We start from the raw sequence: 16,461 nt of genomic DNA, 5'->3' as shown, positions 1-16,461 counted from the left end.
CCCTCAGATCTCAACTTCGTCGTCATCATAGCCCTCGAGCACATTGGTCGAGAGATAGATGTCTTTTTCGATCATGTTCTTGATGGCCGTCAGAATGTACTGCAGCCCCGTCATGAAGAAGCCGATGGGTGCCCAGACATAGATGATCCAGACCGGAATCTGCAGCGAAGGCAGCACGCGCCCGCGATCATACAGCGTCAGCATATATTGCGCGGAATACCAGGCCAGACCCAGCATGAAGACGGCAGTCACCAGCGTGATCGCGATCATCAGCGGCTTGCGCAGCGAGGAGGGCAGAGCGTCATACATGGCAGACATGCGGATATGGCGCCCATGCCGCGCGGCATAGCTGATGCCAGCAAAGGTGATCAGAACGATCAGGAGCCGGTTTAGCTCTTCAGAGAAGAAAAGACTGCTCTGGAAAACAAAACGGCCCACCACATTGGCAATTGTGTTGAGTGCCATCAGCAGAACGCCTGCGGCAAGCAAAACGGATTCGATCCTGCTGATTGCGTTGTCAACCGTGCCCAGAAAACCGGGAAGCTCGGACTTGTAGTCACCGGTGTCGGTGTCATCGGTCGAAGTGGTGTCGGTCTGGGATTGAAGCTGGGACTCGTGATGCTGTTTCGACAATGGCGTGATCCCGCTGGAACTCGGACAGAAAAAGCGGGCGCGGCTGGCGCGCCCGCTCCATTGCAACCTTACTTGGTTACGTTTTCAAGGTCAGCCTTCATCTGGTCGAGGATTTCCTTGCCGCTGTCGCCGGTCATCTCGACGAAAGCTTCCTCAACCGAGGACGCCGTTTCCTGGAACGGCTTGCGCTGTTCTTCGTCCAGCACCGTGAAGGTCATGTCCGGCTTGGCTTCCTTGATCTTCTCCATCGAGGTCTCGTGGAGGCCCTGCTGATATTCGAGGATGTGATCGAATGCCGCCTCGATGGCATTATTGACCATCGTCTGGTCTTCCTCGGACAGACCGTCGAAGAAGTCCTTGTTGGCCATCACCGCAGTGGTGAAGTTGTTGTGGCCGGCACAGGTGATGTAGTCGGTGACTTCGTACATCTTGGTCGACTCGATGAAGAACATCGGGTTTTCCTGGCCCTGGATGATGTTGGTCTGCAGACCGCCATAGACCTCGCCCCACGGCAGCGGGGTCGGCGTTGCGCCGAATGCCTGATAGCTTTCAACCAGAAGCGGGTTCGTCATGACGCGGAACTTCACCTCGTTGAGGTCTTCCGGCGATTCCACGGGCTCCTTGGTCGTCATGCAGACTTCGCCCTCGGGGAACATGGTCAGGAGTTCCAGACCCTGCTCGGCGTAGAGCTCGGGGAACATCTCGTTGATGGCCTTGGAGGTGCGGAAGAACTCGTTGAGCTGTTCCTGGTCCTGCGGCAGCAGGTAAGGCACGAAGAAGACCTGAGCTTCCGGGATCAGCGAACCGGTGAAGCCGGGCGACTGATCGACGAACTGCAGGATGCCCGACTGGGCCTGTTCCATGATGTCTGCGGATTCGCCCAGTGTGCCATAGGGGAAGAGCTGGATCTCATGGTCGGAATTGGCTTCCACCTCTTCCTTGAACTTCTGTGCGAAAACGCCCTGAACCTCGTTCAGTGCTTCTTCGAAAGCATAGCGCCATGTTTCGGCAGAAGCACTCGCGCTTGTGGCCAGTACTGCGACACCGGCAATACCCGCCATCAAATAGGATTTGAGTGAAGTCATTCTGCTCTCCTCTGTTGGTAATCGGAAATGTTCTTAGTTGTGAGATAGCGCTCGAAGCTGGAGCCTCCAGACTTAAACGCATCATCTTCCGGCAGGTTTCCTGCCGAACCACGCTTTTAGCTGGCGGGAAGCCAGCCCGGGACTGTGGCAAAGCCCGGTGTACGCACAGCCAGTCTCGTGCGCTCGCGACCGGCATTCAGCCGGCGCGTGCTGCTGACACTGCGCGATTGGTGGGGAAGGGGGCGCGCGAAACCTGCAGCCGACGCAACCTTGCATGCGTTCCGGTGCAAGCACACCGGACGACTGGTCGCATCCATGGTTTCGTCAGCGAGCAAGCGCCCCTCCTTGTCGGTCTGTTCTGCAGAGACCTTCCCCCTAAACCTGAAACACCGCAGGGGCTGTGTCAAATCGGGAGGCGAAGAAACTGTGGGGCCAGCCGTCCCGGCGCCGCGAAAGCCCCGGGAACGGCTTGCAGTTGCGGCAATCAGGCGCGGATTTCGGCCTGTCGCTGGAGCACCTCTCGCAGCTGGAAAGCTGCCTTCATGAGGTCGCGCGTGTAATCGCTTTGCGGATTGTCGAAGACATCGGCCGTGATGCCTTCCTCCACGACCTGCCCCTGCTTCATCACGATCGTGTAGTCGGCCAAGGCCTTCACGACGGCCAGATCGTGGCTGATGAAGATATAGGAGAGGTTGTGGCTTTCCTGGATGTCGCGCAGAAGCGTGATGATCTGCTTTTGCACGGAACGGTCGAGCGCCGAGGTCGGCTCGTCGAGCACGATCACGGTGGGTTTCAGCACCACCGCACGCGCAATGGCAATGCGCTGGCGCTGCCCGCCGGAAAATTCGTGGGGGAAGCGGTTGCGCACCGAACCGTCAAGGCCGACCTCTTCGAGGACCTTCACCGCCACCTCGTTGCGCTCGCGCGCCGACATCTGAGGCTCATGCACCAGAAGCCCCTCGGTGATGATGTCACCGACCGTCATGCGTGGGCTGAGGCTCCCATATGGATCCTGGAACACCATCTGCAGGTTTCGCCGATAGGGCCGCATGGCGCTGCGGTCGAAGCCGCTGATCGGCGTGCCCTGATAGACCACGCGCCCTTCGGACGGCAGAAGCTGCAGGATGGCACGTCCAAGCGTGGACTTGCCCGAGCCGGATTCACCCACGACACCGATCGTCTGACCGGCGCGAAGTGCCAGGCTCACATTGTTGACCGCCTTCAGCTCGAAGCCCTTGGAGAAGAGCCCCCCTTTCTGTCCGAAGGTGACACAGACATCCTTGGCGTCCAGCAGAATGGGAGCAGTGGAATCGACCGGCGGCTTGGAGCCTTCCGGTTCCGCCCCCAGAAGCATCTTCGTGTAGTCCTGCTGCGGACGCTGGAAGATGGCTTCGGTCGGCCCTTCCTCGACCACCTTGCCCTTCTTCATCACATAGACGCGGTCGGCAAAGGCCTCGACGATGGTCAGGTCATGGGTGATGAAGAGGATCGCCATGCCAAGCTTCTTTTGAAGCTCTGCAAGAAGGCCCAGGATCTCCGCCTGAATGGTCACGTCGAGCGCAGTGGTCGGCTCGTCGGCAATCAGCAGGTCGGGGTCATTTGCAAGCGCCATGGCGATCATCACGCGCTGGCGTTGCCCGCCGGAAAGCTCGTGCGGATAGGATTTCAGCCGCCGTTCCGGATCGGGAATGTGAACGAGCTTCAACAGCTCCAGTGCCCGCTTGCGCGCAGCCCCTGCCGACAGTCCTCCATGAACCCGCAGAGGCTCCGATATCTGGCGCTCGATCGTGTAGAGCGGATCAAGCGAGGTCATCGGCTCCTGAAAGATCATGGTGACCTTCGCGCCACGGATGCGGTTGAGCTGGCGGCGTGACATGCCGATCAGCTCCTGCCCGCGATATTTCACCGAGCCCGAAGCCTTGCCGTTGCTGGCAAGCAGCCCCATCGAGGCCATCATGATCTGGCTTTTGCCCGAGCCGGATTCACCCACGACAGCGACCGTCTCACCCGCGCGCACCTGCATGTCCACCCCGCGCACGGCTTCCACCGTGCCATCGGGTGTGTCGAAGGAAACGCGGATGTCGCGAATGTCGAAGATGGTTTCTTTCATCTGTTCGCTCATGTCAGCGGTCCTTCGGATCAAGTGCGTCACGCAGGCCGTCGCCCAGGAAGTTGAGGGCAAAGAGCAGCAGCGTGAGTGCAAGTGAGGGGTAGAGCAGCATATAGGGCGAGCCGCGCATGTTCTTCGCGCCTTCGGCGATCAGAACACCAAGCGAGGTCAGCGGCTCCTGCACACCCAGCCCGAGGAAGGACAGGAAGCTTTCAAGCAGGATCACCTTGGGGATCAGAAGCGTCATATAGATGATGACCGGCCCCAGCGTGTTCGGAATGACATGACGGCGCAGAATGCCGCCCGAGCGCACGCCCAGTGCCTCTGCCGCCTGCACGAATTCGCGCCGGCGCAGCGAGATGGTCTGCCCGCGCACGATACGTGCCATGTCGAGCCATTCCACCGCACCGACGGCCACGAACATCAAGACGACATTGCGCCCGAAGAACACGACCAGAAGGATGGCGAAGAAGGTGAAGGGCAGCGAGTAGAGAATGTCCACCACGCGCATCATGAGGTTATCGACGCGCCCGCCAAGGAAGCCCGCTGTAGCGCCATAGATGACGCCGATAATGAGTGCCACGCCAGTCGCCAGTGCACCGATCATCAGCGAGATGCGGATGGAAATCAGGATGCGCGAGAACAGGTCGCGGCCATTGGCATCAGTGCCGAAAATGAAGCGCACGCGGCTGACTTCCGCTTCGATGGTCGCAGTCATCCCGTCCGCACTGGTCTCCACGACCTGCGCATTGGAGAAGAGGTTCGAGCGGTCGAAATAGCGCGTCACGCGCGGGTCGATCTCGCGTCGCGAAGTGGCGACCACACGAAGCGTGTTGCCTTCAACCTCGACGGATTGTGCTTCAAGCCGTGCACGGGACACGAGGCTTTCGGCCTCGGGCACGATTTCGTCTTCGCGCGGATAGGCCTCAAGGCTCGCAGGCACCTTCACATATTCCGGATAGACCGTCGCATAATGGTGCGGCGAGAGCATCGGGCCGAAAATGCCGGCGAAGATGAACAGGACGAGCATGATGAGGCTCGCCATGGCCGCCTTGTTGCGCTTCAGGCGCAGCCAGGCGGTTGCCCAGAGCGAGCGGCCGCGCGGTGTTTCTCCCGCTGCCGCCTCGGGCGTGTTTGTTGCGATATCAGTCATAGCGAACCCTCGGGTCCAGGGCGGCATAGAGGAGGTCGACGATCAGGTTGAAGACCACCACGAAGACCGCGATGATGATGACGGTGCCCATGACCAGCGTGTAGTCGCGGTTGAGCGCGCCCTGCACGAAGTAGCGGCCAATGCCGGGCAGGCCGAAGATGGTTTCGACGACTACGGAGCCGGTCAGAAGTGCGGCGGCTGCGGGGCCGAGATAGGAGACCACTGGCAGGATCGCCGCGCGCAACGCATGCACCACGACAATCATCCGCGACGGCAGGCCATAGGCGCGTGCGGTGCGCACATGGTCGGAGCGCAAGGCCTCGATCATTGAGCCGCGGGTCAGACGTGCGATGATGGCGATCTGTGGCAGGGCCAGCGTTATGACCGGCAGGACCCGATTGGCGATTGCTCCGTCATTCCAGCCACCGGCGGGCAGCATGGAAAGCCAGACGCCGAAGATGAGGGAAAGAACGGGCGCGACAACGAAATTCGGAACGGTAATGCCGAAGGTGGCAACCGAAATGACGCCGTAGTCGACCCAGGAATTCTGCCGGAGTGCAGCGATGGAGCCAAGCAATGCACCGAAGAAGAGTGCAACCAGAAGGGCAGTTCCGCCAAGCTGGATCGATACGGGAAGACCGTTGCCCAGAAGCTGCTGAACAGAAAAGTCGCGATAGATGAAGCTGGGGCCAAGATCGCCGCGGAACAGGTTGCCCAGATAGCGCAGATATTGTTCCCAAAGCGGCTTGTCGAGGTGGAAGACCTTGTTGAGGTTTTCCAGAACCTTGGCTTCAAGCGCGCGCTCGCGGTCGAAAGGTCCGCCCGGCGCAATGCGCATGAGAAAGAATGATGCTGTTATGACGAAAAACAGCGTCGGAATCGCGCCCAGAAGGCGGCGAATGACGTAGCCAAACATCGGCTTGCTCTCAAATATGGGCCTGGTGAAGCGCCGTTTGCGCATCGGGCAGGACGGCTCGCTAGCCCCTGCGGATTGTCGAGCACTTGCCCGATAAGGCACCGGCGCCACCTGATCCTCGGATCAAAATGGCGCCGGCGCGTTTCACAAGGCTCGCTGGCTTACTCTTCGATGCTCAGGAAGCGGGTGGCGTGGACGTTCTGGATATTGTCCTCCCAACCCTTCAGCTTCTCCGATACGAGCGAATGCGAGGAGTAGAAGAGGATCGGGATGAACGGCATGTCCGTCATGAACATCTCTTCCGCCTCGGCAAGGATATCCGCGCGCTTCTCAAGGTCGGTTTCTGCAGCCGCCTTGTCCATGACCGCGTCATAGTCCTTGTTGTCATATTTGGCGTAGTTGAAGCCGGTATTGTCGCTTTCGACCAGGAACAGGAAGTTCTGCGGGTCGGAATAGTCGCCAATCCAGCCGGCACGGGCGATCTGGTAGTCGTCGCTGTCGCGCAGATGCGCATAGTGAGCCGAAGCATCGCGCACATTGTAGGTGATGTTCACGCCAAGGGGCTTCCACATGTCGGCAATGGCTGTCGCCGTGTTCTTGTGGTTTTCCGACGTGTTGTAGGACAGCTCGAGCTCCAGCGGCTTGTCCGGGCCGAAGCCGGCTTCCTTCATCAACTCGATGGCCTTGTCTTCTCGGTCGAGCGGAGACATCTCGGCCCAATCGGGCTTCGGCGGGTTGTCGACATAGTTGGAGATGCCGGGCGGCACCAGCGTGTATGCGGGAAGCATCGAGCCGGACCAGATTTCGTCCGCAATGAACTCCCGATCGATGGTCATGGCAAGCGCCTGGCGCACGCGGTTGTCGGCAAGCGCCTCGTTCTGCGTGTTCAGCGCATAATAATAGGTGCCGAGATAGGGCGGGGTGCGGACCTGGTCACCCAGGCGCTCCTTGATGGAGGCAAGCTGCTCGGTCGGAAGATCGGAGCAGGAATGCACCTCACCAGCCTCGAAGCGGCGCACGCAGGCCGAACGATCCTCGAAGGGGATCCATTCGATCATGTCGATCTGCACGCTGTCGGCCTCACGGAAATTCTCGTTCTTCTCCATGACGATCTTGTCGTTCACTTCGAAGGATTTCAGCGTGTAGGCACCGTTGGTGACGATGTTTTCCGGCTTCACGAAGTCCGAGCCATGCTCTTCGACGGAAGCCTTGTGCACCGGAAGACCGGTCTGGTGCGTCAGAAGTTCGAGGAAGTAGGGCGTCGGGCGCTCGAGCGTGATCTCAAAGGTGTGCTCGTCGACCGCCTTCACACCGAGTTCGGAGGGCTCCATCTCGCCCTTGTTGATCGCTTCGGCATTCTTGATCGGATACTGGATCGTGGCGTATTTCGCCCCGGTTTCCGGGTCCTGGATGCGCTGGAAGGAGAAGACGAAGTCTTCAGCCGTCACCGGATCACCATTGGACCACTTGGCATCCTCGCGCAGCTTGAAGGTATAGACGGTGCCGTCTTCCGACATTTCCCAGCTTTCGGCCACGCCCGGCACAACCTTGGCCTTGGCGTCATAGATGACCAGACCTTCATAAAGGTCGCGCAGAAGATGCGCTTCCGAGACAGTCGATGTCTTGTGCTGGTCGAGCGTCTCCGGGTCGCCGTCATTGCCGCGCACATAGGTCACGGCTGATGCCATCGAAACGCTGGCAAGGATCGCCGCGCCTGTCATCAGCCCCCTGATGGATGCCTTAACGAACATTTTTTTCTTACTCCCACTTGTCGCTTCGCGCGATCATGATTGGCTGGCTCGAATGGTGCATTGCCGCTCCATCGAACAGTCATGTGTTTTATCAGTCCCGAAATTCGGGCCAGTCCTCCACAATCAAGCTGTTCTTCTGGAAGGCCGAGAATGCGCTCTGGCGCAGCTGTCGCATGCGCAAGCCATCACGCTTTGCGCAAGATAATGCGGCAAATGCCGCATCAAACTGCAGGATCAAGGAATGGTTGTCGTCCATTCAGCAGAAAACCTCAGCGGCAATCTCGGTTCGAGCCGGGTTGAAGCGGGGATTAGGACTCCAAATTACGAATACGTCAAACGCTTTCCTCCAGCGAGGACAAAGGTGCAACACTTTGTCCTGCTTAAGCGCTTTATGCGAAATAAACTTGCTCACTTCGCGCCGAGGTTGTTCCGAAAGTTGCCCCTGCGCCTGTGGATGAGCGCAGGGGAAATGCGTTGCATGGCTAGGACGACTTGCCGGCTTTCGACCAGGCGAACTCTTCAAACACCGGGTCGACCGGCGTCTTGGCCAGATGATTGGTGTAGTTGGACATGATCTTCTGCGAGTAGCCGAGGATCACTTCCAGCACGTTGCGCCTGGTGAAGCCGGCATCGAGAAAGGCCTCCACGTCCTCATCCGCCACGAAGCCGCGCTCGCGCACCAGCTTCAGGGTGAAGCTGCGCAGCTCTTCCAGTCGATCATTTGGAAGCGGCGTCTCGTTGCGCAGCGCTTCGGTGATGGCGTCATCCACGCCCATATTCCTGGCGATCCCCGTATGCGCCGGAACGCAATAGTGGCACTCGTTCTCCACATTGATGGTCTGCCAGACGACGGTCAGCTCATCCTTGTCGAAGCTGGAATTGACGAATAGCTCGTGCAGGCGCTGATAGCCTTCCAGAAGGCCCGGCGCCTCTGCCATGACCTTGTGCAGGCCCGGCAAACGGCCAAATGCGGCCTTGGACTTCTCGATAAGCGGCTTGCTCTCTTCCGGGGCTGTGGTCTCGTCGTGGAAGGTGAAATCGACCATTAAAAATCTCCTGTCTGTTCCTCCGGCGGCGTCGGCGGCCGGGACAGGGACGAAGATAGGCAATTTGAGTGATCACTCAATAGTGTATTTGAGCGATCACTCAAGTGCGAGTTCTCGGCAGGCCGCTCTCGTGGCGACAAGCCGGGTCGCAGACGCTATATAAGGAGCCATGACACGCGCACGCCCTTATGATCGTGAAGAAGCCCTTGATGCAGCCCTGACCCTGTTCTGGCGCAAGGGCTTTCACGCCACTTCGCTGAAGGATCTCGAAAACGCGCTGAACATGAAGCCCGGCAGCATCTATGCCGCCTTCAACAGCAAGGAGGCTCTCTATCTGGCGACGCTGGAGCGCTATTTCGAACGCAACCGTGATGCCCTCCGCCAGATGGCCGAAGCCTCACCTTCACCCTTGAAGGCGCTTGCCGATCATCTGCGCAGCTTTGCGGGTGAGGACGGCGCAAAGCCCGCCTGCCGCGCCTGCATGCTCATCAAGGCCCTGCTGAACGCAACGGAAGAAGACGACGCCATCGCCACTCAGGCGCGCCAATATCTGGACGCCATGTCCGAAGAAATCCGCGCTATATTTGAAAAGGCCAAAACGTTGGGCGAGATCCCCGAAAGCGCCGATCCCATGCGCCTCGCTCAACACTACCAGGCCGACATGACCGCATTGCGCATAGAAACCCACCGCGCCCCCGCCACCCCGGCACTCAAGGCGCTGGCAGAAGACATGGCGCGCGAGGTGGAAGGCATGCGCACCTAGCACGCGGCTTGAGCAATGTGGTTCTTCGGGAGCAAAACTGGTGCCGCTTGCGTGACTCGAACACGCGACCCCATCATTACGAATGATGTGCTCTACCAACTGAGCTAAAGCGGCCCGGCGCGGGAGTGTCCGCGCGTGATGTGCGCCTGATAGCTCCAACCGCTGCGAAGATCAAGTCGCGAATTTCGGATTTCGCGCCGCCTTGTCCCCGGTTGCAAAACAGCATGGACTCTTCTTCCACCTGCGGTAAGCTGCCTGTCGCGGCGGGAGGAGCCGTCGCCATGAAGCTTAGGCAATCCGTTTGGAGGAGGACCCATGGCAGATGTGTCGATGGTGGTGAATGGCCGCAAGGTTTCGGCCAATGTGGAAGATCGAACGTTGCTCGTTCACTTCCTGCGCGAGACGCAGGGACTGACCGGAACCCATGTCGGCTGCGACACATCGCAATGCGGGGCCTGTGTTGTTCACGTGGACGGCAAGGCCGTCAAATCCTGCACCATGCTGGCCGCCCAGGCCTCCGGCTCCGAGGTCCTGACGATCGAGGGGCTGGCCGAGGGCGATGAACTCACCCCCGTCCAGCGCGCCTTCAAGGAACATCACGGTCTGCAATGCGGCTTCTGCACGCCGGGCATGATCATGGCCGCCACGGACATGATCGCCCGTCACCCCGAAGGGCTCGACGAGAAGACGGTCCGCGCGGAGCTGGAAGGCAATATCTGTCGCTGCACCGGCTACCACAATATCGTGAAAGCCATTCTCGCCGCATCCGAAGAGATGAGCGGCAAGGCGAAGGCAGCTTGAGTGAGTGAGTAGTGAATAGTGAATAGTGAGGCTCGGTCTGACGGAGGAGGTCAGGCATGAGGTTCAACGCCCCCATTCACCATTTTGCCATTCACAATTCACCCATATCCGGGAGGAGAACCCATGGGTATCGAAGGCATCGGCGCGCGGGTGGCGCGCAAGGAAGACAAGAGATTCATAACCGGTCTTGGCCGCTATGTGGACGACATGGCAGTGCCGGGCATGAAACATGCGGTGTTCGTGCGAAGCCCGCATGCACATGCGCGCATCACATCCATCAGTGTCGATGCGGCACGCGAAATGCCGGGCGTCGTGGATGTGCTCACCGGCAAGCAGCTTCAGGCCGATGGCATCGGCAATCTCATTTGCGGCTGGATGGTTCATTCCAAGGACAAGAGCCCCATGAAGATGGGTGCCTGGTCGGCACTCGCAACGGAATATGTGCGCTATGTGGGTGACGCGGTCGCCATCGTCATCGCAGACACAAAGGGTCAGGCGCGAGACGCGGCCGAGGCGGTGGAAGTGGATTACGAGGAGCTGCCGGCTGTTACCGATGCGGTGAAGGCGCTGGAGCAGGGCGCGCCGAAGCTCCACCCGGAAGCCGACGGCAATCTCATCTATGACTGGGAGATCGGCGACGAGAAGGCGACCGACGAGGCGCTCTCCAGGGCCGCCCATGTGACGCGGATCAGGATCGTCAACAATCGTCTGGTGCCCAATGCGATGGAGCCGCGCGCGGCCCTTGGCCACTACAACAAGGCGGAAGACCACTATACCTGCTGGACCACCAGCCAGAACCCGCATGTGGCCCGCCTCGTCATGAGCGCCTTCTACAACGTGGCGCCGGAAAACAAGCTGCGCGTCATCGCGCCCGATGTGGGCGGCGGCTTTGGCTCCAAGATCTTCATCTATCCCGAGGAGGTCACCTGTCTTTGGGCTTCCAAGCGCACCGGCGTGCCGGTGAAATGGGTGGCCGATCGCACCGAGAGTTTTCTTACCGATGCCCATGGCCGCGATCACGTGTCGGAAGTGCAGATGGCCTTCGATGCGGACAATAAGGTGATTGGTCTGAAGGTCGACACCATCGCCAATTTCGGCGCCTATATGTCTCTCTTCTCTTCCTCGGTGCCGACCTATCTCTACGCGACGCTTCTGTCAGGGCAGTATGATATCCCGGCGATCCACTGCAATGTGCGCGGCGTCTATACCAATACCGCACCGGTTGATGCCTATCGCGGGGCAGGGCGGCCGGAAGCGACCTATGTCGTGGAACGCACCATGGAAACGGCCGCGCGTGAACTCGGTGTTTCCCCGGCAGAACTCCGGCGCAAGAACTTCATCCGCGAGTTTCCGCACCAGACGCCCGTCATCATGAATTACGATGCAGGCGACTACGACGCCTCGCTTGAGGCGGCGATGCGCGAGGCCGATTACGAAGGCTTCCCCGCCCGTCGCGAGGAAGCGAAAAAGCGCGGCAAGCTGCGCGGTATCGGCATGAGCTGCTATATCGAGGCCTGCGGTATCGCGCCTTCGGCGGCTGTCGGCTCTCTCGGTGCTGGCGTGGGTCTTTGGGAATCGGCGGAAGTGCGTGTGAATGCTGCCGGCACGATCGAGGTGCTGACAGGTTCGCACAGCCACGGCCAGGGGCACGAGACCACCTTCGCCCAGCTCGTGGCGGACCGTTTCGGCGTGCCCATCGATCAGGTGTCCATTGTTCATGGCGATACCGACAAGGTGCAGATGGGCATGGGCACCTATGGCTCGCGCTCTGGCGCCGTCGGCATGTCGGCCATCGTCAAGGCGCTCGACAAGGTCGAGGCGAAGGCAAAGAAGATCGCCGCGCATATGCTGGAGGCCGACGAGAGCGACATCGTCATCGAGAATGGCGAGGCGAAGGTGGCCGGCACCGACAAGACGGTGCCGTGGTTCCAGGTGGCTCTTTCCGCCTATACCGCCCACAACCTGCCCGAAGGCATGGAGCCGGGTCTGAAGGAGGGGGCGTTCTACGATCCCACCAATTTCACCTTCCCGGCAGGCTGTTACATTTGCGAGGTGGAGGTCGATCCCGAAACGGGCAAGACCGACATCGTGCAGTTCGTGGCAGCCGATGATTTCGGCAATATCATCAATCCGCTGATCGTCGAGGGGCAGGTGCATGGCGGGCTGGCGCAGGGGATCGGTCAGGCGCTCCTGGAAGGGTGCCAGTATGACCCGGACACGGGCCAGCTCATCACCGCGTCCTACATGGACTACACCATGCCGCGCGCCGATGACCTGCCAAGCTTCAAGGTCTCGACCACCAACACGCCATGTCCGGGCAATCCGCTCGGCATCAAGGGTTGCGGTGAGGCAGGCGCCATCGGTTCACCCCCGGCACTCATCAACGCCATGACCGATGCCATCGGCCACAACAATCTGACCATGCCGGCAACCCCGCAGAAGGTGTGGGCTGCATTGCAGAAGAGCGAATAGTGAGTAGTGAATAGCGAATAGGAAGATGAAGTCTTCGGCTACTCGCTAACCCCTATTCGCTACTCGCTCTCCAGAGGAGAAACGATATGTATGAGACGATCTATCACCGCGCCTCCTCCGTCGATGAGGCAGTGAAGCTTTTGGGCGGGGCTGACGATGGCAAGTTCGTTGCCGGCGGTCAGACACTCATTCCTACCATGAAGGCGCGGCTGGCTGCGCCCAGCGACCTGATCGACCTGCGCCGTATCGCGGAGTTGATGGGTATCGAAGTCAGCGGAAACCGCGTGAAGATCGGTGCGGGGACAACCCATGCCGAAGTGGCCGCGAATGCGGCTTTGGCGAAGGCCTGCCCGGCAATCTGCCATCTGGCCTCGCATATCGGTGACCCGCATGTACGCCATATGGGCACGATTGGCGGTTCGGTTGCCAACAATGATCCGGCTGCCGACTATCCTGCAGCACTTCTGGCACTGAACGCTACCATCCACACGAACAGCCGCGAGATTTCTGCCGACGAGTTCTTTGTAGGCCTCTTCGAAACGGCCTTGGAGGAAGATGAGGTCATAACCGCGATCTCGTTCGAGCTGCCGGAAAAAGCGGGATATGCCAAGTTTCCCAACCCTGCCTCGCGTTATGCCTTGACCGGTGTCTTCGTCGCGAAAGGCAATGGTGGTTTGCGTGTCACGGCGACAGGGGCAGGCGAGGATGGCGTCTTCAGGGTCGGCGCAATCGAGGAGGCCCTCGGCAGCTCCTTCAGCGAGGACGCGCTTCAGAACGTGTCCGTTTCATCAGATGGCCTGATGTCGGACATTCACGCATCGGCGGAATACCGTGCAAATCTGATCAAGGTAATGGCCAAACGCGCGGTGGCAGCGGCACGCTAGCCCGAGACGGCCCGGGCCAAGAAAAAACCGGCCATGGCAGGAAGCCGATGGCCGGTTGTTTGCTCCCGCTTGCAAGGCCCGAGGGACAGCATATGCTGGAGCCTTGAGCGGGAAACTCAAGGACAGCCTATTCGGCAGGCTGCGCAACCTTCGGTGCGTCGATGTCCACGTTCAGCTCGGCCTCTCCGCCGCCCGTACCAAGCACGCCGCCGCCAAAGAGCCATACGGCCACCAGCGCAGCAACAACAAGCGCACCAACGATGAACCATCCGGCGCCGCCGCCGCTATCCGTCGTTACAACCGTTGTTCTCTCTTCCGGCTCACGTGTCATGCTGTTTCCTTTCTCTGCTCACGACGGTCGCACCGTCTTGATTTGTGAGTGGAAAATTCAGCAGGAGTGGATTTAGTTCCCGGTTGATGATGATGCTTTGGCGGCGGATCAGCCCAAGGCTTCAGCCAGCCTGTCGGCTCCATTGCGGAACGGGTCGACGGTCGGCAGCCCCATGCGGCTCTCGATTTCTTCCAGGCACCTGGCGGCCGCATCTTCATCAAGCGCGGCGGTATTGACCGAAACACCCACCACCTTCACGTCAGGATTGACCACCTGCGCCAGCGTCAGGGACAGATCACGCAGTGCTTCCAGGCTCGGCAACCCGTAATGCGGCAGGCCGCGCATATGCGTGCGCGTAGGTTCATGGCACAGCACCAGCGCGTCCGGCTGTCCGCCATGGACCAGCGCCATGGTGACGCCCGAGAAGGACGGATGGAAAAGGCTTCCCTGACCTTCGATGAGATCCCAATGGTCCTCGTCATTGTCAGGAGTAAGCCATTCCACACTGCCGGCCATGAAGTCGGCAATCACGGCATCGAGCGGAACGCCCGAACCGGTGATCAGGATGCCTGTCTGGCCGGTGGCACGGAAGGTGGCTTTCATGCCCCTTTCGCGCATGGCCTTCTCCATGGCGAGAGCCGTGTACATCTTGCCAACCGAGCAATCCGTGCCGACAGCCAGGCACCTTTTGCCGCTGCGCTTCTTGCCATCGGCTATCGGATAGTCATGCTGCGGCACGCGCACATCATAAAGAGACGTGCTGTTAATGTTCGAAGCGTGAACGAGGTCGGGCAGCGAAGTCAGCCGGTTGTGAAGGCCGGATGCGATGTCCATCCCGGCTTCTGCAGCCTCGACCAGCGTGGCAAGCCAGCTCTGAGAGATGACACCGCCGCGATTGGCAGCGCCAACGATCAGCGTTTCGGCACCCTTTTCGCGCGCTTGCGCAACGGTCAGCTCCGGCAGGCCCAGATCCGCCTTGCAGCCTTCAAGCCGCAACTGACCGACGCAATGCTCCGGACGCCAGTCCTTGATGCCCTGTGCGACCTTGGCCGCAAGCTGGTCCGGCGCGTCGCCGAGAAAGAGCAAATACGGTGTCTTCAGCATGGCTGCCCCGCCTTTCAAAAGTGGAAGTCTTCTCCGTGATAGCTGCCGGTTATGCCGCCAGCCTGTCAAGCGCACCCGATTGGTCCAGAACTGCACCTGCCTTGGCGAAAGTATACATTCTAGCCACAGATTTCTCTTGCCCGCAGGACCTTTGACGCGCGTAACTGCGTTGATCGCCGGTCCAACTGCGTTTAACGATTGATTTACCGGGTGAAGGGGAAGTGGTTTGGAGTCGGTCAAGAACTCAATACGAAATGCGCTGGAACGCGGTGATCCGCTGGACAAGACGCATCGCGAGAAAGTGTACCGGCAGGTCTTCTCCGCCTTCGAGCGCTCGCTTGCGGAAAAGCAGGATCTCAGCTCGGCGGAGAAGGCTGATCGTCGCTCCCGTCTGCTGCAGGTCATTTCGCAGATCGAAAAGGAATTCGTGCCCGCCGGTCCTCCGGCGACGGTGGCCGCATCGATTCCAAGGCGTCGTCAGCCAGCGTCGGAAGCGCAGGCACCCACAGCACCATCTCCCGCAGCCCCAACCGTCACCGCGCATGATCGGTTGAACCCTGCCGCACCAACGGTCCAAACCGGTACCGAACGGCCTCAGCGCAGCGAGCCTGCTCTTGATGCACCAGCGCCAGCGGCTCCGCAGACCGCCGGAATGCGCGGACTTGCCGCCGATGACCGCCTGGCTCCCGAAGAACGCGCGGCAGTTGCGCCAAGATCGCGGCGGCAGAAGAAACATGCTTCGCGCGATGAACGCCCGCGCCGACCCTTCGCAAAGCTGTTCGTCACGACGACCATTCTGGCGATGCTGGGCATCGGTGCATGGTGGGTCATGGATACGGGCCTGCTGAAGTCGGCGGCGGAACGCGATGGTTCCGTTCCCAATCCGCCGCGCGGAACCGAAGAGGAATCATACGATCCCGGGAGCGGCAGCGAAGCGCGTGCGCCCATCGGCGGCTCACCCGATGACCGGACATGGATCACCATTTTCTCACCAGATGACCCGACGACGGTGGCGGCACCGGCAGGCGCTCAGGCTCAGATTGCAGATAGCGGCGAAGGCCAGCTGATGCGCCTTTCCTCCGGCCAGACGGATACTGCGGTCATCTTCGATGTCGGCCAGGGCATTCTCGAACAGCTTGCAGGCAAGACCGCAATCTTCAATGTCACGGCCGCTGCCGGCGAAGGCGAGGAGACGCAGCTTTCGCTATCATGCAATTTCGGCAATCTGGGTGATTGCGGGCGCATTCGCTATGTGGTGGGACCGCAGCAGAACGATCATCTGTTCGAGCGGACCTTCCCCGACGTCGATCCCGAAAGCGGAGGCACGATCGCCATCGTTCCCGATGTGGAAGGTCAGGGGCGCGAACTTGGCATCTACTCGATCAAGGTCACGGTCTACGATGCCGAATAGT

Annotated in this window: 14 protein-coding genes and 1 tRNA gene; 5 read left to right on the top strand and 10 right to left on the bottom strand. The window is 60.1% G+C overall.

Translation table 11 applies throughout. The features are described 5' to 3' along the window. Window positions 1-3 precede the first annotated feature (3 nt). The 7 genes from EL18_RS11150 to EL18_RS11120 all read right to left on the bottom strand — a co-directional run bounded on the left by EL18_RS11150 (window position 4) and on the right by EL18_RS11120 (window position 8,694). Complete coding sequence (locus EL18_RS11150; protein WP_051914211.1) at window positions 4-633, bottom strand: TRAP transporter small permease; 630 nt, start codon at window positions 631-633, stop codon at window positions 4-6. A 68-nt stretch (window positions 634-701) separates the two neighbouring features. Next, window positions 702-1,718 (bottom strand): TRAP transporter substrate-binding protein, encoded by a 1,017-nt coding sequence (locus tag EL18_RS11145; protein ID WP_036482963.1) that lies wholly within the window; start codon window positions 1,716-1,718, stop codon window positions 702-704. A gap of 484 nt (window positions 1,719-2,202) precedes the next feature. After that, a complete protein-coding gene (locus EL18_RS11140) occupies window positions 2,203-3,828 on the bottom strand; it encodes an ABC transporter ATP-binding protein (RefSeq protein ID WP_036484608.1) in 1,626 nt (541 codons plus the stop codon). Between the two features lie 13 nt (window positions 3,829-3,841). Beyond that, on the bottom strand, window positions 3,842-4,981 hold the full coding sequence (locus tag EL18_RS11135) for an ABC transporter permease (RefSeq protein WP_036482961.1): 1,140 nt from the start codon (window positions 4,979-4,981) through the stop codon (window positions 3,842-3,844). Further along, window positions 4,974-5,897, bottom strand: a complete 924-nt coding sequence (oppB, locus tag EL18_RS11130) for an oligopeptide ABC transporter permease OppB (protein ID WP_036484606.1) — start codon at window positions 5,895-5,897, stop codon at window positions 4,974-4,976. Before oppB ends, EL18_RS11135 begins: the two co-directional genes overlap by 8 nt. A gap of 161 nt (window positions 5,898-6,058) precedes the next feature. Next, window positions 6,059-7,648 (bottom strand): peptide ABC transporter substrate-binding protein, encoded by a 1,590-nt coding sequence (locus tag EL18_RS11125; RefSeq protein WP_081871158.1) that lies wholly within the window; start codon window positions 7,646-7,648, stop codon window positions 6,059-6,061. A 482-nt stretch (window positions 7,649-8,130) separates the two neighbouring features. Continuing rightward, window positions 8,131-8,694 carry a carboxymuconolactone decarboxylase family protein gene (locus EL18_RS11120; RefSeq protein WP_036482954.1) on the bottom strand — a complete coding sequence of 188 codons (564 nt, stop codon included), beginning with the start codon at window positions 8,692-8,694 and terminating at the stop codon, window positions 8,131-8,133. A gap of 169 nt (window positions 8,695-8,863) precedes the next feature. Between EL18_RS11120 and EL18_RS11115 the strand changes: the two genes are divergently transcribed. After that, window positions 8,864-9,457 (top strand): TetR/AcrR family transcriptional regulator, encoded by a 594-nt coding sequence (locus tag EL18_RS11115; protein ID WP_036482951.1) that lies wholly within the window; start codon window positions 8,864-8,866, stop codon window positions 9,455-9,457. 38 nt (window positions 9,458-9,495) lie between these two features. Here the strand turns inward: EL18_RS11115 and EL18_RS11110 are convergent. Then, a tRNA-Thr gene (locus EL18_RS11110) sits at window positions 9,496-9,571 on the bottom strand. 201 nt (window positions 9,572-9,772) lie between these two features. Here EL18_RS11110 and EL18_RS11105 point away from each other — a divergent pair. The 3 genes from EL18_RS11105 (at window position 9,773) to EL18_RS11095 (ending at window position 13,614) form a co-directional block, all read left to right on the top strand. After that, window positions 9,773-10,258 (top strand): (2Fe-2S)-binding protein, encoded by a 486-nt coding sequence (locus EL18_RS11105; protein ID WP_036482948.1) that lies wholly within the window; start codon window positions 9,773-9,775, stop codon window positions 10,256-10,258. A 123-nt stretch (window positions 10,259-10,381) separates the two neighbouring features. After that, the gene (locus EL18_RS11100; RefSeq protein WP_036482945.1) at window positions 10,382-12,730 is read left to right on the top strand and encodes a xanthine dehydrogenase family protein molybdopterin-binding subunit; all 2,349 of its coding nucleotides are present in this window, start codon (window positions 10,382-10,384) and stop codon (window positions 12,728-12,730) included. 86 nt (window positions 12,731-12,816) lie between these two features. Beyond that, entirely contained in the window at window positions 12,817-13,614 is a 798-nt protein-coding gene (locus EL18_RS11095) for an FAD binding domain-containing protein (protein ID WP_036482942.1), read from the top strand. A gap of 127 nt (window positions 13,615-13,741) precedes the next feature. Here the strand turns inward: EL18_RS11095 and EL18_RS11090 are convergent, their stop codons facing one another. Both EL18_RS11090 and dgcN read right to left on the bottom strand, forming a co-directional pair. Beyond that, entirely contained in the window at window positions 13,742-13,945 is a 204-nt protein-coding gene (locus tag EL18_RS11090) for a hypothetical protein (protein WP_036482939.1), read from the bottom strand. Window positions 13,946-14,053: 108 nt separating this feature from the next. Beyond that, window positions 14,054-15,049, bottom strand: coding sequence for an N-acetyltransferase DgcN (gene dgcN / locus EL18_RS11085; protein WP_036482931.1), 996 nt, complete (start codon window positions 15,047-15,049; stop codon window positions 14,054-14,056). A gap of 226 nt (window positions 15,050-15,275) precedes the next feature. Here dgcN and EL18_RS11080 point away from each other — a divergent pair, with 226 nt between their 5' ends. Next, complete coding sequence (locus EL18_RS11080; protein ID WP_036482926.1) at window positions 15,276-16,460, top strand: hypothetical protein; 1,185 nt, start codon at window positions 15,276-15,278, stop codon at window positions 16,458-16,460. Window position 16,461 lies beyond the last annotated feature (1 nt).

The organism is Nitratireductor basaltis, from assembly GCF_000733725.1.
Classification (GTDB): Bacteria; Pseudomonadota; Alphaproteobacteria; order Rhizobiales; family Rhizobiaceae; genus Chelativorans; species Chelativorans basaltis.
This window is presented reverse-complemented; position numbering and strand designations above follow the sequence as displayed.